The organism is Rummeliibacillus sp. G93, from assembly GCF_023515935.1.
In the GTDB taxonomy this organism is placed as follows: Bacteria; Bacillota; Bacilli; order Bacillales_A; family Planococcaceae; genus Rummeliibacillus; species Rummeliibacillus stabekisii.
The window spans coordinates 1,319,811-1,338,417 of the sequence record NZ_CP097314.1; the positions used below are offsets into that span (position 1 = coordinate 1,319,811).

The following is an 18,607-nucleotide window of genomic DNA, read 5'->3' on the forward strand; positions in this document are numbered from 1 at the left end:
TATTCCACACCTAAATTCCTAATCTTTTCCTTTTAAAGACTATTGCCTTTGAATAAAGGTTAAAAATTTTATTTTTTTGTCGAAAAATGAAGGAATTTATAATGATAATCTCGAATTGGTTATTTGAACAAAAAAAGATGGTGATGGAATGGCACAAAAAATACCAGAAGAGATTATTGAAGAGATCCGTACAAAGGTAGATATCGTCGATGTTGTATCAGACTATGTCCAGTTGACCAAACGGGGACGAAACTATTTTGGTTTATGTCCGTTCCATGGAGAACAGACACCTTCTTTTTCCGTATCAACAGATAAGCAAATATTCCATTGCTTCGGCTGTGGAGCTGGCGGCAGTGCCATAACATTTTTAATGGATATTGAAAATCTTACCTTTCAAGAAGCTACAGCTAAGCTTGGTGAGCAAGTAGGTATCCATGTTGATGTATCTTCTTCACATGATCATCATGTATCTTCTGCAACGCCGGAAGAGGAAAGAATGAAAGAGGCTCATGCCTTTGCAGCAGAATATTATCAACATTTGCTTATTCATACAGAAGAAGGTGAAGAAGGGCTTTCCTATTTACAACAACGAGGATTTTCAAAAGAGGAGATAGAATCTAATGGCATTGGTTTCTCTTTGCCACATTGGGATTCATTGACTCAACTTTTAGCGAGAAAAGGCTTTAGCTTAGACGAAATGGAACAAAGCGGATTAATTATCAAACGTGAGGACGGATCAGGTTACTTTGACCGTTTCAGAGGCCGTGTGATGTTCCCTATTCGTGATGAGCAAGGAAAAATTATCGCATTCTCTGGCCGAATTTTAGATAGCGGTGGTGAGGATGCAAAGTACTTAAATAGCCCTGAATCGCCTATTTTTCATAAAGGACAAGTGCTCTATAACTTAGATCAGGCTAGACCTATTATAAGGAAAGAACGCAAAGTTGTCCTGTTTGAAGGTTTTATGGACGTGCTATCAGCCAAAAGAGCGGAAGTATTTAATGGAGTGGCCTCTATGGGTACAGCTCTAACAACGCAACATTTGGCAAAGATTAAACGTCTAACTGATCACATAATTGTTTGCTATGACGGTGATAAAGCCGGCTGGGAAGCGGCGAAGAAAGCAGCGGAAATGCTCCATGCTGAAAAACTCAATGTTGAAGTCGCCCTTTTGCCTACAGGTTTAGATCCGGATGAATATATACAGCAATTTGGTCCAGATGCTTTTAAGGAAAAAGTAATAAGCGAGCCGCAAAGCTATGTTGCCTTCATGTTAATGCATGCAAGGCGCAATAAGAATTTTCAATACCAAAACGACATATTGCAATATGTCGATGAGGCACTGAACTTTTTAATAGAAGGAATATCGCCCATTGAAAAAGAATTATATATTAAACAGATTTCGATGGATACGAATATATCCTCTGAGACTTTAGAAATGCAATTGCGGCAAAAAGAAGCTCAGGTAGTTAAAAGTTCACAGCATCAAAAGCAACAAATACAGCCTTTAATGCAGCCAACTCTTCAAAAACCCATTACAGCAACAGATAGAGCAGAGCGTTTATTGCTTTCGCATATGCTCCATAACATTGATATAGTGGATCGAATTCGCCAAGAAGAGGATGAGAATCCTTTTGTACGGGAAGATTATATGGCGATATATATACACTTAATAGGGTTTTATGAAGAATATGAACAAGCGGATTATAAGCGTTTCGCTGAAGTTATCAATGACAGAGAGCTTAGAAAGATTATAATGGAAGCGGCTCTTGTCGAGCGTGATCCGAATCATGCGGATGAAGAAATTGCAGATTGCCGGGCGCATTTAAAGAAATTTAGAATTAAACAACAAATTCATGATAAAACTTCGGCAATTAAAGAAGCTGAAAAAATGCACGATATCAAAGGTGCTATGGAGCTTTCAAAAGAAGTTTTTGATTTAATGAAATCACTTTCTCGTATGTAAGTTGATTGTGATTGGCAGAAGGAGGAAACACCTATGGCGGACAAGTCTAAACGTTCAAATGACGAAAAAGAAGTAAAAGAATTGGATTTAGAACATACATTAGAAGAAACCAAAAAAATCTTGCTTGAAACAGGTAAAAAAAATGGTGAATTAACTTATGCAGAAATTGCTGATAAGCTGCAAACATATGAAATGGAAGCAGATCAGGTAGAAGAATTCATCGACAAGCTCGAATCGAATGGTATCGAACTAGGCGGAAAAGACGGAGACGAAGAGAATCTTGATCGCTTGCTAAAAGGAAATGCCGAAGAAGAAACGTTTGACTTGAATGATTTAAGTGTTCCTCCAGGCGTAAAAATAAATGACCCTGTTCGAATGTATTTAAAAGAAATTGGACGAGTTGACTTATTAAGCGCGAAAGAGGAAATTGCTTTAGCTGAACGTATTGAACAAGGCGATGATGAAGCGCGCAAACGGTTGGCAGAAGCTAACTTAAGGTTAGTAGTAAGTATTGCCAAAAGATATGTTGGTCGCGGAATGCTTTTCTTAGATCTTATCCAAGAAGGAAATATGGGCTTAATCAAAGCAGTAGAAAAATTCGACTACCGTAAAGGATTCAAATTCTCTACGTACGCTACATGGTGGATTCGCCAAGCGATTACACGTGCAATAGCCGACCAAGCTCGTACTATTCGTATTCCAGTGCACATGGTAGAGACTATCAATAAATTGATTCGTGTGCAACGCCAGCTACTTCAAGATTTAGGGCGCGAACCAACACCTGAAGAAATTGGTGAAGAGATGGATTTAACACCAGAAAAAGTGCGTGAAATCTTGAAAATCGCCCAAGAGCCTGTTTCACTTGAAACACCAATCGGCGAAGAAGATGATTCTCATTTAGGCGATTTCATCGAAGATTCAGAAGCGCAATCGCCATCTGATCATGCGGCATATGAGCTTTTAAAAGAGCAGTTAGAAGATGTATTAGATACATTGACAGACCGAGAAGAGAATGTCCTTCGCCTTCGTTTCGGTTTAGATGACGGCCGTACTCGTACACTAGAAGAAGTAGGTAAAGTCTTCGGTGTAACAAGAGAACGTATCAGACAAATTGAAGCGAAAGCGCTAAGAAAATTGCGCCATCCTTCACGCAGTAAGCGATTAAAAGATTTCTTAGAATAACAGTGGGCACCTGATTGTTAATCAATCAGACGTTTACAGGAGAAATTCTCTAAATCATCTTTCTTATACAGTAAGATTTAAATCATAGTATAAAATCAGACCATGATTGTCAAAGCTATACAGGCAGCTTGGCTCAACTATTTCTTCAAGGGAGAGCACATGGAGAAGTTGTCCGTGAGTGCAATAATTAAAAGGCACCTATTTAATTAGGTGCCTTTTTTAAAGGTGAAAATCAAAGAGCTTAACAAGTTCGAGGTGAATGGATGAATAGTCAAAAAAAAGAAGTCATATTGAGCGAGATTGCGTTTTGGAAAGAAAATAAACTGTTACCGGAGCACTACTGTGATTTTCTCACAACTCTCTACACAGCTGGAGAAGATAGCAAGGATTTCTCTATAGATGAAGTAAGCGCATCCACTTCCATATTAGCCAAAGGCTCAGTAAAAATGATTTGGAAAAAAAGCCTAACAATTGCTGGTATCCTTTTGTTATTGATTGCACTTTTTTATTTACAAGCGCCTCTCGTTTTTATTCCGCTTGCCATTAGTATTGCAGCCATCATTGGGATCATTATATTGATTTTTCGGTTGTCTCCTAATAGAGCTATTAGTACAACATTTGCATACGCAACAATCGCTCTTCTGCTCTTTGGGATATCGATAAAAGGAGCAAATATTTTCTTTGAAGGCCAATCAATGGTGTTATATGGTGTTTTGATAGGGAATTGTGTTCTATGGATTATCTCTGGTATATGGTTACACTTAATTTATTTCCTTATTTCAGGTGGGTTAGGCCTTTTAGTTTTAATTATTTATTATTTCATATAGTAATAGAAACTAGAAAATCTGTGTGACTTTAAAATTTGATTAGGAAGCATAACGATGAATAAAGTGTAGAAAATAAGGATGTAGGTATATGACCATTGAAATGGCTTTCCTACAAAATAGGACAGAGAAATGGACGAAGGTGATACTAATAAGAGAAAATGCAAGAAAAATTTATTTTTTTTGTGTCAAATATGGCAATTTTGTCACAAACGATTGAAAACTTCTTCAGAAGGTCTTTCCGTTTCTTGCGGAATGAAGTACAATATTAAGTGTTGACTGATTCTATTTATAGAAATAGATTGAACTTATGAGGGAGGGTAAATTGATGAAAAATCCTATTATTCCGTATATCTTAATCATGGCTTTTGGCTTAGGTTTAATCTTCTTCATGTCTATTGACGGAGCAGATAAAAAAGCTGAAATCGCTAAAGGCGGAGACAAAGAAAAAACTGAACAAACAGAAGGCAAATCTGCTTCAGGCGAAGCAGATCCTGAAGCAATTGCTCAACAAAAATGTATCTCTTGCCACGGAGACAACCTTAAAGGTAATGTAGGTCCTAACTTACATGGCACAGGTTTATCTGAAGCAGAAGTTAAAGACATCTTAACTAAAGGTAAAGGCGGCGGCATGCCAGCTGGTTTAGTTCAAGGCGCTGAACTTGATGCAATGGCAAAATATATCTCTGGATTAAAATAATTAATTCTCGACTATTTTGCAAACCCTTATCCAACGTGGATAAGGGTTTTTTGCATACAAATACTATCTATTATCAGTTACAATATAAGATGAAAGGACGGGACTTTATATGAATGCTCAAAAATTATCCAAACGGCTTCAAACAGTAGCCTCTTTTGTACCAGAGAAAGCCATTGTGGCTGATATAGGGAGTGACCATGCTTATTTGCCGTGTTACTTAGTGTTGCAGGGGGTTATACATAGAGCCATTGCTGGTGAAGTGGTGAAAGGCCCTTATGAATCCGCATGCAACGAAGTAAGAAAAGAACAATTGCAAGAAAGTATTGCTGTTCGATTTGCTGATGGCCTACAAGCTATAGAAAAAGAGGATGGCGTCACAGCTATTACAATTGCAGGTATGGGAGGTCCGCTAATTGCTTCCATATTAGAAAAAGATGCTGAACGTTTGCAGGGAGTAGAGCGCCTGATCCTCCAGCCGAATATTCATGCGATAGCTATTCGTGAATGGGCAATGGCAAATGGCTGGAAGATTATAAATGAGGAAATACTGAAGGAAGACGAAAAAATCTATGAAGTGCTTGTTCTAGAACGAGGAGAAGAATCGTTAAACACAGTACAATTACTATTAGGCCCCGTACTCTATAAAGAGAAAAATGCTGTCTTTAAAGAGAAGTGGCAACATGAAATAAATCAATGGCTACAAGTACTAGAAGCATTAAAACAAGCAGAACCAACTATAGCTATTGCAGAGAAAGAAAGAGAACTTCAACAGAAAATAGAACTGGTCAAGGAGGTTTTGAAAGATTGAAAGTAGCGAATGGGCAACAAATCATTAGTATTTTTGAAACATGGTCTCCTAAAAAGTTAGCTGCAATGGAAGGTGATCCAATTGGCTTAGCTATTGGCACCTTAAATAAGCCAATAAAAAAAGTATTGGTCACTTTGGATGTGAATACACAAGTGGTTGATGAGGCAATTGAAAATCAATGTGAATTAATTATTGCACACCATCCGCCTATCTTCCGAAAATTAGCGAATATGCGCACTGATTCGCCACAGGGCCAACTGATAGAAAAATGCATCAAGCATGATATTGCAGTCTATGCAGCACATACGAATCTTGATGTAGCAGAAGGCGGAGTAAACGATTTATTAGCAGAAGCCTTACAATTAGAAAACTGTGAAACCCTTGTGCCAACATATACGGAAAGATTGTATAAGCTAGCGGTCTATATACCAACTGATTATGCTGAAGCATTAAGACAAGCGCTAGCAGGAGCTGGGGCTGGTCAAATTGGCGACTATGACTCCTGTAGTTATACCCTTGAAGGTGAAGGCAGATATAGAGCGCAAGAAGGTGCTAATCCATTTGCAGGAAAACTCGGTAAGCTTCATATAGAGGAAGAAGTGAAGATTGAAGTCGTGGTCCCAGAAGGCAAGAAAAATAAAGTCCTACGTGCGATGCTGAATGCTCATCCATATGAAGAGCCAGCGTATGATTTGTTTGTTCTTGAGACACCTGCTAAAGAAATGGGGCTTGGTCGGATTGGTACGATTCATCCAATGACCTTGCAAGACTTTGCAGAACATGTAAAAGCAAAACTGAAGGTAAAAGCTGTTCGTGTAGTTGGTGATTTATCTTCAAATATTTCAAAAGTAGCAGTGCTCGGTGGCGATGGCAACAAATATATTTATGATGCGAAACGAGCAGGTGCAGATGTCTTTGTAACAGGTGACTTGTATTTCCATGTTGCACAAGATGCAGAAAACTTAGGCCTCCACGTGGTTGACCCTGGGCACCATGTAGAATCGATCATGAAAATAGGTGTTTCAAAAAAGATGGACGAACTATGCAAAGAGCAAAAAATTGATTGCACATTTATCCCTTCAAAACTCTCTACTGAGCCATTTCAATTTATTTAAACCAGTTAAGACTCAAATGAACATGGAAATACAAAAGCCATGTTTATTTGAGTTATATAATGGAGTCTTTTAAAAAAATGGTGAGTCGAAAGGTATCTAACATGAATTTAAAATTACAACTTAATCAATTAAAGAGTCGGAATATTGGAACTTTTGTTGAAGCTGAATTAAAATATTTAATTCAAAATATGTTGGATAATATAGGATCAGTTGACCCGGAACTAAGAGATAATCTAATATATCCAACATTTATAAGAATATTTAATGAAAATTTATTAACCTTTGAGCAATATTGTTCTATTTTGGAAATCTGTTTAGATGAGAACCATCTGTTCTATAAGATTGGCGAATTAAATACAGATTCAGTTTTCACTCGCTCATTTTCTTCTTTAGTCATTACCGGGATATTAACAAAAGATAGTGAATTGAACTTTTTAACGCTGAAGAATTTAGAATGTGTAATGAACAGAGCCATTACTTATATGAATGTCGAGATGGATACAAGAGGATATGTAGAAAAAAAGGGGTGGGCTCACAGTATTGCACATGGAGCGGACTTATTAGCATCTCTTGCAAGTCATCCTAAGATAATAGAGGAACTACAATTCTCAAAAATTCTTCAAACAGTCCAACAGTGTTTGTTTAAAGATGCAACCTATATTGACGATGAAGATGAGCGGTTAATCTTTGTGATAGAAGCATTATTGGAAAAAGGACAAAGCGAGAAGGAATTAGAACAATGGGTGTTGCAAATATTTAATAGCTTAGATTTGATATTTGAGAAAGAAGGATTCTCAAATAAATTTTTCCAGACCAAGTTCAATGTCGCAAACTTCATTAAAACCTTCTATTTTAGGATTGGATTTAAATATGGAGATTGTCGCATAAGAGAATTGATGGCAGAGAAATTAAAGGACCTACATCATAGGGTGTATGCTTAGTCATCGAAGATTCGTAGATTGTTAATAGGAGAGGTAATGATGGAGTTAAAAGAAAAATTATATCTTTATGCAGAGCAATTAATCAAGGATAGATACCCAACAGGTTGGGGGGGTGCCGCAGCGATGGCATTAGACGATGGTACAATCTTGACGAGTATAGCGCCTGAAGTGATTAACGCATCTACTGAACTTTGTATAGAAACAGGTGCAATACTAGAAGCTCATAAGCTGAACAAAAGGGTAACACATTCCATCTGTTTAGTTCGAGATGATACAGCTGCAGACATCAAAGTCTTATCACCTTGTGGAGTGTGCCAAGAAAGACTATTCTACTGGGGGCCGTCTGTTATGGTTGCAGTTAGTTTGGCAGGGAAAGATATTGTCTATAAACCGTTATCAGAAATGCAACCCTATCACTGGACTGCCGCATATCCAGAGGAAGAGTTTTTCAACTAAATGGTGTGAGATTTGTTCGTGAAGGAGAATGTTAAATTAATGGAAATCAGAAGACCGAATGATTTGGAATACCAAAAGATTTTATTATTAACACCACAAGCTATACACGATGGTACTATGGGTGGGATCATACCGACAGATGTAAAAGTCAAACAACTTGTTGAGCCTTTATTGGAAAAGGGAAGTTACTATTTAATAGCAACGGAAGACGGTACCTTAATGGGTTGGATCCTTATAGGTAGTAGTAAAGATCAATTTACTGAAAAAGCATATGGATTTATTTATGAATTGTTTGTAATAGAAGAATTTAGAGGTAAAGGAATATCAAAAAAATTGATGGCAACTGCGACCGAAAATTTCGAAAGAGACGGATATTCAGAAGCACGTTTAAGCGTATATGCAGGAAATCAAGCTGTTAAACTGTATGAAAAAATGGGATATAAAAATAGAACTATTACAATGAGTATGCCAATTAAGTCAAATTCAAAACTAAAATAAAGGAGAGATTAAATGTTTCCTATATTAGAGACAGATAGAATAACTCTGCGAGAATTAACGGATACAGATGTATATGATATTTTCGCTTGCCTTTCCAATAAAGAAGTCACACGTTTTTATGGGTCAGAACCATTAAACAGCGCAAAAGAAGCAAAAGAATTAGTAGAGTTTTTTAAGAAAAATTATAATGAAGAAAGAGGCATAAGGTGGGGGATTGAGCGAAAAGGAACAAAAGGTATAATTGGTACAATTGGATACCATGCTTGGTCTCAAAAACATAAAAGAGCTGAAATTGGATATGAGATTCATCCGGAGTACTGGAGGAAAGGTTACACTTCTGAGGCAATATCAAAAGTAATTTCATTTGGTTTTGATACGATGGGCTTAACACGTATAGGAGCAATTGTTTTCCTAGAAAATGAAGCATCTAATAAATTATTGGAAAAAGTCGGTTTTCAAAAAGAGGGAATTTTAAGAGGCTATATATATCAACAAGGAAAAGCATACGATACTAATGTTTATTCTCTTCTTAAGAGATAATTGAATCCTCTAGTGTACAGTTAGGAAGATAGCCTGCCTCGCTAGCTGTATAAGCTGTGCCTCACGTATCTAACCAAAAAAGCCTTCTGTTAGAAAAACAGAAGGCTTATTTATGGATCACTCATGAAATCTGAGATTGCCCGTAATTATCCTTTTGGTAAGATCTTTGTCACAGGTGAAGGTTGTTTGATTTTCGGTAGAATTTTGTCTAGTGTGACAGAACGGCTTAAGTCATGTGTAGCAGGATTCGCAGGATCGTATTGGTCTAAGAATTTAATAACCTCTTTAACTATTGGCGTTGGCGTAGAAGCGCCTGCTGTCACGCCGACTTTTTCAACTCCATCCAACCATTCTAGTTTTAATTCTGAAAGATCAGCGATACGGTACGATTTCGTTTGGGCTATTTCTTCAGAAACCTGTGTCAGGCGGTTAGAGTTATTGCTTTTCGGGTCTCCGACTACGATGAGCAAATCTGCTTCACCAGCTTGTGTTGCCACAGCTTCTTGGCGGACTTGTGTCGCTAAGCAAATTTCCTTATGAACTTCTATGTTAGGATATTTTTCCTTTAAACGTTCCATTAAATGTGATACATCCCATTGACTCATCGTCGTTTGGTTTGTAACCAATATTTTATCGTTCGTTAGTTGAAGCGCCTCGATATCCTCAATATTTTGTACAAGATGGACATGATCAGGAGCTACCCCAATTGCACCTTCAGGCTCAGGATGGCCTTTCTTCCCAATATAGATTATATCATAGCCTTCTGCTGACTTTTCTTTGATTAAATCGTGCGTTACAGTCACGTCGGGACAAGTTGCATCAATAGCAATTAGCCCTTTTTCGGACGCTAATTTTCGCACTTCTGGCGATACACCGTGTGCAGTAAAAATAACTGTGCCTCCATCGACTTTTTCCAGAATTTCCAAACGATCTTTTCCATCTAATGTAATGATCCCGTCACTCTCAAATGCATCAGTTACATGCTTGTTATGAACGATCATTCCAAGTATATATATAGGCCTTGGCAATGTTTTATCCATTGCAGCATTGCGAGCGATAACCATCGCATCTACAACACCGTAACAATAGCCTCTAGGTGTAATTTTAATGACTTGCATAATTGGACCCCTTTCAATGCTCACTATTACCATTATAACGGAGTCCGTAATCTAATACAAAATTATCGACTAGAAAGGAGGCTGAAAGATGCGTGGTCTTGAAGCTCTTGGCGTTTGGATAAAATTCTGGCCACCTGTTGAGGAGGAACCTGTATTACCTGTATTCAAGTTAGATGCGCCTCCTGAAGTACCTCCACTTGCTGCCCTGGCTGTTGCTCCACCTCCAGAGTTAGCATCAGGCATTGATTGGAATCCTTTATAAAGCTTATACATAGCGGGTATATTTTGGAACATAGGTGAGATTTGTTTTACCATTGGTGAATATTTTTGATAGGTATTATAAAGCTGATCGGCTGTATTCATATATTGTTCAAGTTTCGCAAAACCTCCGCCAAACAATCCAGCTGCACCTGTTGCTGCTGCTGCCTCAGTTGCTGCGACACCAGCTACTTCAGGCCCAGCGCCTATACCATCTCCAGCTTCTACACCACCCAAGTTTTCAGCAACTACTGATTCTTCTGCTACGTTCACTGATCCCCGTGATGCAGCAGCTCCTCTTGGGCCTCGGGGTACAGGAGCCATCCGAGGAGGACCTCCAGCCATCATTCCAGGCCCACGCATACCATAAGGTGGCATACCTGGCGCAGGGTAGTAAGTTTCATTATTATTTTGTTTGTTACCTCCTGTTAATGTGTTTTTTAAATTTTGTAAAAGGCCCCCGCCTTTCTTTCTAGGTTTTTGTCCTGTTGCTTGCGGAAATCCTGTATTTGCAATCGGGTATGGCCTATACATATTCGGTTGGTAAGGTGAAGGCGGCCTCAGCGTCTGATTGGTTGTATACATCGGATAATTACGTTGAGCTGGATTGCCGTATGGAAAAAAGGATGGGTGAACCATATGATTACTCCTTTCATATTCTTAAATAAAGTAAACCTTTAATCGATCGAAAATTTACTCCTCCTTTAAGCGGGGTAAACAAAAAACCATAGGAAAAATCGCCAACAGAATTGACGAAAGTGCTATTAATAGATATCATATGCAAATGGCTACTTTAATGTACGAATCATGTTACAATGAGTGAAGGAAGTTAGGAGGGACAAATGAATGTCCAAGTATAGTGATTACAATTTTCAACCATTTTTGCGAGAGGCAATCAAAGAACTCGGTTTTACTGAGCCAACGCCAATCCAAAAAGAAATGATTCCGCTGATTTTAAAAGGAAAAAGCGCAATCGGACAAGCTCACACAGGAACTGGCAAAACGCATAGTTTTTTAATTCCTATTGTAGAGCGTATTAAGCAAGACGAGCAAAAGGTACAAGCAGTTATTACTGCACCAACTAGAGAGCTTGCTACTCAAATACATGCAGAGTTAATGAAGATAATCGAAAAAACTGATATCCACGCTAAATTATTTATAGGTGGTACGGATAAACAGCGTTCAATCGATAAATTAAAGTCTCAGCCTCAAATTGTGGTAGGGACACCTGGGCGTATACGCGACCTCGTGAAAGAACAAGCGTTGCTTGTGCATACTGCATCTATTTTAGTTGTAGATGAAGCAGACCTAGCATTTGATATGGGCTTTATTGAGGATATTGACCAATTTGCGACCCAAATGCCTGAAAACCTTGAAATGTATGTTTTCTCCGCAACAGTGCCAGAGAGCTTACAGCCTTTCTTAAGAAAATATATGGAAGCACCTGTTCATATTCACATGAACGACAAAAAACCAGTAGCAGAAAATATTGATTTCTACTTAATTCCAACAAGAAGCAAATCACGCAATACAAAACTCTTAGAGGTTATGGATGCTATTAATCCGTATTTAGCGATTATTTTTACCAATACTCGTAAACAAGCTGAAGCAGTAGCGAATTTCCTTTCGAGCAATGGGAAACGTGTTGGACGGATTCACGGTGATTTGACGCCGCGCGATCGTAAAAAAATGATGAAGCAAATTCGGGATTTAGAATTCCAATATATCGTTGCTACTGACTTAGCTGCCCGTGGTATTGATATCCCAGGTGTTAGCCATGTAATAAACTACGAATTACCGCAGGATTTAGAATTCTTTATACACCGTGTTGGCCGTACTGCACGTGCAGGCAACAAAGGGCTTGCCATTACATTATTTGAGCCTTCAGATGAAGATGCTATTGTACGAGTAGAAAAAATGGGGATTCCTTTTGTACCAAAAGATATTAAAAATGGCGAAATTATTGAAATGAAAGAGCGTCATGCGCGTCAAAATCGTGAAAAGAAAGTGGATGAGATCGACCAAATTGCAAAATCTCGTGTCCGCAAGCCTAAAAAGGTCAAACCAGGATATAAACGAAATATGCGTTGGGAAATGGATAAAATCAAGAAAAAAGAACGACGTAAACGTAACCGCAATCGTTAGAAAGGGGACTTTTCATTATGTTAATTGGTTCTCACGTCTCCATGAGCGGCAAAAAAATGTTGCTGGGATCAAGTGAAGAGGCGGCTTCATACGGGGCTACTACTTTTATGATTTATACAGGCGCCCCCCAAAATACGCGCAGAAAGGCAATTGAAGATTTAAATATTGAAGCAGGCCTTGCGCATATGAAAGAAAATGGTTTATCAAATATTGTAGTACATGCACCGTATATAATTAATATAGCGAATACGACCAAGCCTGAAGTTTTTGCGCTAGGTGTCGATTTTCTACAAAAAGAAATCGAGCGGACCGCAGCTATTGGTGCAAATCAAATTGTATTGCATCCTGGAGCCCATGTTGGAGCAGGAGCAGAAGTCGGCATTGCTAAGATTATTGAAGGCCTGAATGAAGTCTTATCACAAGACTATCCGGTACAAATTGCATTAGAAACTATGGCTGGCAAAGGATCTGAGTGTGGACGCACTTTTGAAGAGCTGGCTAAAATTATTGATGGCGTTACAAACAATGAACGGCTATCTATATGTTATGACACATGCCATACACATGATGCGGGTTATGATATTATTAATGACTTTGATGGTGTATTAACGAATTTTGACAAAGTTATAGGTCTTGATCGTATTAAAGTGTTGCATGTTAATGATAGCAAAAATGTTAGTGGTGCTGCAAAAGACCGCCATGAAAATATAGGCTTTGGTCATATTGGATTTGATGCGTTAAGCCGTATTGTTCATCATGAAGCATTTGAGCAAATTCCTAAAATCCTAGAAACACCATGGGTAGGGAAAGATGCTAAAACCAAAAAAGCGCCATATGCATACGAAATTGAAATGCTGCGTACAGGGCAGTTTATGCCAGAAAAAATCGATGCATTACGTGGTGAGCAAGATTAGTTACTAGAAAAATAAAGCCTTTACCTTTAATTTAGGGTAAGGGCTTTTTTATCCTAATAATGAATAAAGGAGGAGTCATAATTAATGGGAAACATTCTAAACAAAGCTTTTCCAATTTCTTTAAAGCAAGAAGTAAAATACATACAAAAAAAATTGCCTTTAAAGCTATTTAGTCAAAATTTTTCACATCCATTTCAGATATTTGTAGATCAAGAAAATTTATTTATTCCGGAACGTATTTATTTTAACGAGATCTCTAAAGATGTATATGAAAGCTTAAGCATTACCCAAAAAACAATAGCTGACTGCATATATACTAGACATTGTGATGGATTTGTAAGAGAAAAATATCTTACTAACCTTTTGGAGAGGGGGCATTACGACTACTGGGTGACACCTTTTATTATAAAATTAACAGGAGAGTATGTAATAGAGATTTTAAGCAGAATTCAAAAACAGGTAGACCAATTTAACGATGCTTTTATAAAGGATTTTTTGCTGGAAAACCCATCATTTCATTATCTTATTACACAAAGAATCATAAGCTACTGGAATTGTTATTACCGATGGGACTATTCGAAAGAGATTTATGTTGGGTTTGATTTAATTAAGTATTACACAGATTGTATAGAATCATAGAGAGCGAAAAGTAATTGGATTATCAGATTTTTATAAAGAAATGGATACTCTAAATTCACTACTCTTATAAAAGAAGAATATAATGTATTAGTGTATTTCGAAGAAGATTCACTAAGTTACTATTACTTTAATGAAATAAATCGCTTGCTAAAACTCAATGGTTTATTGTAAGGTAGTTCCAAAACAGGCAGCTAAATGACTGTTCTAAAAGTAAAAGGGGTTGGGTTAAAACTATGAACAATTCAAGCAACCAATTGATTGATAATGCGGAAGTAAAAGGTAGGAACGCAACAGGGGGAAAGTATAGTATAGAAAATTTTAAAGATGTAGTTTTGAAAAAGATTCCCTTACCTAACTGTGACCAAACTCTTCAAATCGAGCCTGTACTGTCGGAAGATGGATGGGCAAAAGCAATATGGACAATAGATGAAAAATTCGTCAATGGTATTGGCGTCACAATGGGTGGATTTGTTGCTGCAGCTACAGATACAATGATGGCTTATGCAATAGCAACTGAACTAAAGCAAGGCCAATCGTTTACTACAATTGATTTACATACCACATTTTTCCGACCGGTAGTTCCTGGTATAGCTGAGGTTGTCGCTAAAGTAGAAAGAAAAGGAAATAGAACAGCATATCTTACAGCAGAGGTAGTCCAAAATGATAAAAAATGCTGTAACAGTACCTCTTCTATAATGATTTTAGATTAAAAAAGAGTAAAAGAGGAAATTAATATAGTAATCACCGTCCTTAAAAAAGACTTTTAAAAGGGGGAGTGCTATCTTGTACAAGAAAGCTATTTTAGGAGTTTTATCAATATTAACGGTTATATTAAATATTATTTTTTTCTTTAGTATAAGAGGTCCAAATGCAAATTTAACTTTAGGTGTCTGCGTGTTTACTGTTCTATCAGTGCTTGGCATAATTTTTGCTATAGCATCAAAAAAACTTTGGTTCATAGTATCAGGAGTGTTATTAAATAGCGCTGTTTTGGTTTTGTCATATTTCCTTTTAATTGCGATAGGCATTAGTGAATCATAAATTATGATAAAATGTTTACAGTATTACGTTCAAATATATCTGAATAAATAAAATTATCAGGAGACTCTTATGAGGCTATTATCATTATGTGATATATCGGAAGAAAAAGTTAAAGATTTTTTAAAGAAACAGTGGGGCAGCACAGAAATGGTTATTTCTTCTGGCGTTTTTGATTGTAGTAAGCTAGATGGATTTGCTGTTTTGAATGATAAAGATCAAATCACTGGTTTAATTACCTACTATATGACTGAGAAAGAATGCGAAATAATTTCATTAGATAGTTTAGAAGAAAAGAAGGGGATAGGCACTTTATTGGTGGCTAGAGTGGAAGAAGAAGCTTTAGAAAATAAATGTACCCACGTAAAACTTATAACTACAAATGATAATTTATTAGCCATGAAATTTTATCAAAAAAGAGGATACTATCTAGCAGAATTATTAAAGAATGCTGTCGAAACTGCGAGAAAGATTAAACCACAGATTCCTTTTACAGGATACAATGATATACCAATTAGAGATGAAATCGTTTTAGAAAAGTTATTAAATAATGTGAGGCACAATTCAATTATATGAATTGTGCCATATTTTTTGTTAAAGATGGTTTAGATATTAGCTTTGTAAAAAGAGTGAACAATTATTCAGCTTATTGCCCTATTTGTTTGCTCGTTCACGGGCTTCTGATCCAAGGTTGTAGCATTCCGAATGACAGAAGGTCTCATAAGAATAGAAACAGTTAATATAAGTAGAAAGCTTGAGCCAAATAAAATCCAAGGAGCAGGAAGAACATCATAAAGAAATCCAAATAAAATCATGGCGGCTGGCATTAATGCCATAGCCATTGTTTCTAAAATAGAAAACACACGCCCTTTGTAATCATCATCGATTAACCTCATCATAAGAACTTGCAGCGGCGTATTTATTAATGGTAATAAAGCACCATTTAGTAAAGATAGGGATGCATAAAACGCAAACATTCCTTCATAGGGGAGAGGAACAAGCAATGGTAGGGTTACCAATGACATTAAAATGCCTAATCCAGCAATGCCCCTTTTTGAAATGATAAGTGGTGATTGAAATTCCTTCCTTGCAGCTAAATATCCAGAGATGAAAAGCATCCCGGCTGCCATAGCGCCTTCAATGAAACCAAAGTGAGAAGAAATGATTTTTAATTTCTCTATAAGTAAAAATGAATAACCTACTTGAAGCGCTCCCATAAAAAAGTTTATAAGAAGAGCAGTCCATATGATGGCCATTAAAATGGGCTGAAGGCGTATATAAGAAATTCCATCTTTAATGCTGGCAAACATGGATTCTTTAGTAGACTTTTCTACATTTCGATTTGCGAAAAGTGAAAAATTCATTGTTGATTCAATGATCGCGCCAAGTAATGAAGCAACCCCGTAGATTACAAGAAAGAAAGGTATAGATACAGCTCCGTATAACACTCCACCAATCGCAGGGCTTGCAACAGCTGCCATAGAAGAAGCCATTTGGTTTAAAGACATCGCCTTTTGAATTCGCTTTTCATCGACTAACCCAGTAATTGATGAAGTAAAACCAACGCTGGAAAAAGTAGATGCAATGGACAGAATAACAGTCGTAATATAAATTGCTGGTAAAGATAAAGTATAAAAAAGGCTATAGAGCAGCAATCCAAAAATAGCTACAGTGGAAACAAGCTGGGCTGCTATAACAATTACTTTCCGAGAATAAGTGTCTGCAATATAACCTGCAAAAGGTCCGATTAATGTTCGCGGTAGGATATTACAAATCAGATTAGTTGCAAAACTGGAAGCAGAGCCCGTCATTTTCAAAATATAAAAACTGATTGCAAATGCGTAGACTTGAGCTCCAAAAGTGCTGATCATCTTGCTAGCAGTAAATGTCCACAAATGGTAGGTAGCTCTTTTTAATTTCAAACTATCATTCAAATTATTCAATCCTTTCTGGAAGTTTAATGTGATTAAACAAAGGATATCACAAATAGCCTTTCATTTAAAGAAAAAGTTTAATATAATTAAACTATTGAATTTAATAGGAGCTGAACTACATGAATACACTTGGCGAACGTATCCGCAATCTTCGTAAAAAACATCGAATGACATTAGAAGCCTGTGCGGGTGATCAGATGACTAAAGGAATGCTAAGTCTAATTGAAAATAATAAAGCCAATCCATCTATAGAGAATCTACAATATCTTGCACGACGTTTGGAAGTAGATGTCGCCGATTTATGGGGAGAAATGAGCAATCGGGAATATCAAGAACTATTGCAAGAAGGAGAGCAACTTTTAAAAGAGCAAGTTGACCCAGATTATAATGCATGGATTGAAAAACTAGAGCCATTTTTACCAAAACTGACGCAAGGGTATGAGAGTGCAAGGCTGCTTGAGATTTACAGTCGAATTCTTCATTATCTGCAATTAGAGGGATGGCAGGATACAGCAGATCGAGCATCAGCTATTTATGATGATCTAAATATTACTGCTAGGCAAGCAGGCATGGTGTTGTTTCGTGTGAATGTATTATTTGCCCAACATCAGTATCAGGAAGCATTACAAAAATTATTGAATGAGCGCATGCTGATAGAGCGGCAAGGTGATTATATCGATGCACTTACAAAACTGGATTTAGATTATTATGAAGCTATTATGCGATTTGCAGTAGGGGATTCAAAAGAAGCTATTCGTGTCATGAATAAAGCAATTCATTATTCAAAAAAAGAGCGTATTTTTTATCGAATTGACCATTTATACAGATTAGCTGCATATCAGGCAATGAATGATAAAGATCAAGAAGCTTTTTATTATTATGAAAAGAAGCTACAGCAATACAGCGATTTTGCGGAAGATAACATTACGAAGTGGATTTTATGTTTTATTCAGATTCATTATGTAATAGACAATGATAAGGATTATACTAAAGCGTTAGAACTTATTAACAATGTGCTAGTTGAGCATGTTATGGATGAAGTATCTTTAGACTTTTTACGTATTGAAGAAGGAAAAGCATTATATGGTTTACAGCGCTATGAAGAAGCAATTGAAGTATTTAAAGGAGTTTGCATTCATCATTCCATTCACCATCCGTTTGATCTCTCAATACTGTATGTTAAAGATGCCTATAGGGCCTTATGTGAGCAGGTTATTGGAAACGAAAAAATAGCAAAGCAACTGGTAAAAATAGCGAAACAAAATATGCAGCTAATGCCTGATTCACCATATAAAGAATTTGTTGAAACCGTTTATTATCAAATCAATAAAGAGAATATATAAGAACAGAGAAGTGCACACTCTAACTATTTTCACAAGAATCGTTAGGGTGTGCTTTTTAAATAGAAGTGGGGCAACGTAAAATACGATAAATAGTCTTTTACTTTAAGATTATCAACTAAACGAGAGAATTTACGAATAAGGTAGAAATTACTAACTGTTTACTAGACTTGAATTATCTGTTATGTTAT

At 36.9% G+C, this 18,607-nt stretch carries 20 protein-coding genes; 17 read left to right on the plus strand and 3 right to left on the minus strand.

The features are described 5' to 3' along the window. The first annotated feature begins 148 nt into the window (after positions 1-148). The 10 genes from dnaG (at position 149) to M2M59_RS06615 (ending at position 9,030) form a co-directional block, all read left to right on the plus strand. The gene (dnaG, locus tag M2M59_RS06570) at positions 149-1,966 is read left to right on the plus strand and encodes a DNA primase (protein WP_147193749.1); all 1,818 of its coding nucleotides are present in this window, start codon (positions 149-151) and stop codon (positions 1,964-1,966) included. Between the two features lie 33 nt (positions 1,967-1,999). After that, the gene (rpoD, locus tag M2M59_RS06575; RefSeq protein ID WP_066786431.1) at positions 2,000-3,148 is read left to right on the plus strand and encodes an RNA polymerase sigma factor RpoD; all 1,149 of its coding nucleotides are present in this window, start codon (positions 2,000-2,002) and stop codon (positions 3,146-3,148) included. Positions 3,149-3,411: 263 nt separating this feature from the next. Beyond that, a complete protein-coding gene (locus M2M59_RS06580) occupies positions 3,412-3,975 on the plus strand; it encodes a hypothetical protein (RefSeq protein WP_249775808.1) in 564 nt (187 codons plus the stop codon). 322 nt (positions 3,976-4,297) lie between these two features. Further along, complete coding sequence (gene cccA / locus M2M59_RS06585; protein ID WP_066786436.1) at positions 4,298-4,672, plus strand: cytochrome c550; 375 nt, start codon at positions 4,298-4,300, stop codon at positions 4,670-4,672. 109 nt (positions 4,673-4,781) lie between these two features. Then, positions 4,782-5,480 (plus strand): tRNA (adenine(22)-N(1))-methyltransferase, encoded by a 699-nt coding sequence (locus M2M59_RS06590; protein ID WP_249775809.1) that lies wholly within the window; start codon positions 4,782-4,784, stop codon positions 5,478-5,480. After that, positions 5,477-6,595 (plus strand): Nif3-like dinuclear metal center hexameric protein, encoded by a 1,119-nt coding sequence (locus M2M59_RS06595; protein WP_147193742.1) that lies wholly within the window; start codon positions 5,477-5,479, stop codon positions 6,593-6,595. The genes M2M59_RS06590 and M2M59_RS06595 overlap by 4 nt, the downstream gene beginning before the upstream one ends. Positions 6,596-6,696: 101 nt before the next feature. Further along, positions 6,697-7,536 carry a DUF2785 domain-containing protein gene (locus M2M59_RS06600; protein WP_249775810.1) on the plus strand — a complete coding sequence of 280 codons (840 nt, stop codon included), beginning with the start codon at positions 6,697-6,699 and terminating at the stop codon, positions 7,534-7,536. Positions 7,537-7,575: 39 nt separating this feature from the next. Beyond that, the gene (locus M2M59_RS06605; protein ID WP_147193738.1) at positions 7,576-7,992 is read left to right on the plus strand and encodes a cytidine deaminase; all 417 of its coding nucleotides are present in this window, start codon (positions 7,576-7,578) and stop codon (positions 7,990-7,992) included. 39 nt (positions 7,993-8,031) lie between these two features. Further along, the gene (locus M2M59_RS06610; protein ID WP_249775811.1) at positions 8,032-8,490 is read left to right on the plus strand and encodes a GNAT family N-acetyltransferase; all 459 of its coding nucleotides are present in this window, start codon (positions 8,032-8,034) and stop codon (positions 8,488-8,490) included. Positions 8,491-8,502: 12 nt separating this feature from the next. Then, positions 8,503-9,030, plus strand: a complete 528-nt coding sequence (locus M2M59_RS06615; protein WP_249775812.1) for a GNAT family N-acetyltransferase — start codon at positions 8,503-8,505, stop codon at positions 9,028-9,030. Positions 9,031-9,176: 146 nt separating this feature from the next. On the opposite strand, the gene M2M59_RS06620 is transcribed toward M2M59_RS06615, so the two are convergent. Together M2M59_RS06620 and M2M59_RS06625 are read right to left on the minus strand one after the other, a co-directional pair. Next, on the minus strand, positions 9,177-10,148 hold the full coding sequence (locus M2M59_RS06620) for a 4-hydroxy-3-methylbut-2-enyl diphosphate reductase (protein WP_147193732.1): 972 nt from the start codon (positions 10,146-10,148) through the stop codon (positions 9,177-9,179). 69 nt (positions 10,149-10,217) lie between these two features. After that, positions 10,218-11,045 carry a YqfQ family protein gene (locus M2M59_RS06625; protein ID WP_249775813.1) on the minus strand — a complete coding sequence of 276 codons (828 nt, stop codon included), beginning with the start codon at positions 11,043-11,045 and terminating at the stop codon, positions 10,218-10,220. A 207-nt stretch (positions 11,046-11,252) separates the two neighbouring features. Here M2M59_RS06625 and M2M59_RS06630 point away from each other — a divergent pair, with 207 nt between their 5' ends. The 6 genes from M2M59_RS06630 to M2M59_RS06655 all read left to right on the plus strand — a co-directional run bounded on the left by M2M59_RS06630 (position 11,253) and on the right by M2M59_RS06655 (position 15,718). Continuing rightward, the gene (locus tag M2M59_RS06630) at positions 11,253-12,551 is read left to right on the plus strand and encodes a DEAD/DEAH box helicase (RefSeq protein WP_150284082.1); all 1,299 of its coding nucleotides are present in this window, start codon (positions 11,253-11,255) and stop codon (positions 12,549-12,551) included. 17 nt (positions 12,552-12,568) lie between these two features. Further along, positions 12,569-13,465, plus strand: coding sequence for a deoxyribonuclease IV (locus M2M59_RS06635; protein ID WP_147193726.1), 897 nt, complete (start codon positions 12,569-12,571; stop codon positions 13,463-13,465). An 84-nt stretch (positions 13,466-13,549) separates the two neighbouring features. After that, positions 13,550-14,104 carry a hypothetical protein gene (locus M2M59_RS06640; RefSeq protein ID WP_249775814.1) on the plus strand — a complete coding sequence of 185 codons (555 nt, stop codon included), beginning with the start codon at positions 13,550-13,552 and terminating at the stop codon, positions 14,102-14,104. A gap of 233 nt (positions 14,105-14,337) precedes the next feature. Next, positions 14,338-14,814 (plus strand): PaaI family thioesterase, encoded by a 477-nt coding sequence (locus tag M2M59_RS06645; RefSeq protein WP_249775815.1) that lies wholly within the window; start codon positions 14,338-14,340, stop codon positions 14,812-14,814. A gap of 73 nt (positions 14,815-14,887) precedes the next feature. Next, the gene (locus M2M59_RS06650; protein WP_147193720.1) at positions 14,888-15,145 is read left to right on the plus strand and encodes a hypothetical protein; all 258 of its coding nucleotides are present in this window, start codon (positions 14,888-14,890) and stop codon (positions 15,143-15,145) included. A 69-nt stretch (positions 15,146-15,214) separates the two neighbouring features. Then, complete coding sequence (locus M2M59_RS06655; protein WP_249775816.1) at positions 15,215-15,718, plus strand: GNAT family N-acetyltransferase; 504 nt, start codon at positions 15,215-15,217, stop codon at positions 15,716-15,718. Between the two features lie 65 nt (positions 15,719-15,783). Here the strand turns inward: M2M59_RS06655 and M2M59_RS06660 are convergent, their stop codons facing one another. Then, positions 15,784-17,076, minus strand: coding sequence for an MFS transporter (locus M2M59_RS06660; RefSeq protein WP_249775817.1), 1,293 nt, complete (start codon positions 17,074-17,076; stop codon positions 15,784-15,786). A 119-nt stretch (positions 17,077-17,195) separates the two neighbouring features. Here M2M59_RS06660 and M2M59_RS06665 point away from each other — a divergent pair, with 119 nt between their 5' ends. Further along, on the plus strand, positions 17,196-18,419 hold the full coding sequence (locus tag M2M59_RS06665; protein WP_249775818.1) for a helix-turn-helix domain-containing protein: 1,224 nt from the start codon (positions 17,196-17,198) through the stop codon (positions 18,417-18,419). Positions 18,420-18,607 lie beyond the last annotated feature (188 nt).

Coding starts and splice junctions, on each gene's coding strand:
- dnaG (WP_147193749.1), top strand. CDS start 149: ATGGCACAAAAAATACCAGAAGAGATTATTGAAGAGATCCGTACAAAG.
- rpoD (WP_066786431.1), top strand. CDS start 2,000: ATGGCGGACAAGTCTAAACGTTCAAATGACGAAAAAGAAGTAAAAGAA.
- M2M59_RS06580 (WP_249775808.1), top strand. CDS start 3,412: ATGAATAGTCAAAAAAAAGAAGTCATATTGAGCGAGATTGCGTTTTGG.
- M2M59_RS06590 (WP_249775809.1), top strand. CDS start 4,782: ATGAATGCTCAAAAATTATCCAAACGGCTTCAAACAGTAGCCTCTTTT.
- M2M59_RS06600 (WP_249775810.1), top strand. CDS start 6,697: ATGAATTTAAAATTACAACTTAATCAATTAAAGAGTCGGAATATTGGA.
- M2M59_RS06605 (WP_147193738.1), top strand. CDS start 7,576: ATGGAGTTAAAAGAAAAATTATATCTTTATGCAGAGCAATTAATCAAG.
- M2M59_RS06610 (WP_249775811.1), top strand. CDS start 8,032: ATGGAAATCAGAAGACCGAATGATTTGGAATACCAAAAGATTTTATTA.
- M2M59_RS06615 (WP_249775812.1), top strand. CDS start 8,503: ATGTTTCCTATATTAGAGACAGATAGAATAACTCTGCGAGAATTAACG.
- M2M59_RS06620 (WP_147193732.1), bottom strand. CDS start 10,148: ATGCAAGTCATTAAAATTACACCTAGAGGCTATTGTTACGGTGTTGTA.
- M2M59_RS06625 (WP_249775813.1), bottom strand. CDS start 11,045: ATGGTTCACCCATCCTTTTTTCCATACGGCAATCCAGCTCAACGTAAT.
- M2M59_RS06630 (WP_150284082.1), top strand. CDS start 11,253: ATGTCCAAGTATAGTGATTACAATTTTCAACCATTTTTGCGAGAGGCA.
- M2M59_RS06635 (WP_147193726.1), top strand. CDS start 12,569: ATGTTAATTGGTTCTCACGTCTCCATGAGCGGCAAAAAAATGTTGCTG.
- M2M59_RS06640 (WP_249775814.1), top strand. CDS start 13,550: ATGGGAAACATTCTAAACAAAGCTTTTCCAATTTCTTTAAAGCAAGAA.
- M2M59_RS06645 (WP_249775815.1), top strand. CDS start 14,338: ATGAACAATTCAAGCAACCAATTGATTGATAATGCGGAAGTAAAAGGT.
- M2M59_RS06655 (WP_249775816.1), top strand. CDS start 15,215: ATGAGGCTATTATCATTATGTGATATATCGGAAGAAAAAGTTAAAGAT.
- M2M59_RS06665 (WP_249775818.1), top strand. CDS start 17,196: ATGAATACACTTGGCGAACGTATCCGCAATCTTCGTAAAAAACATCGA.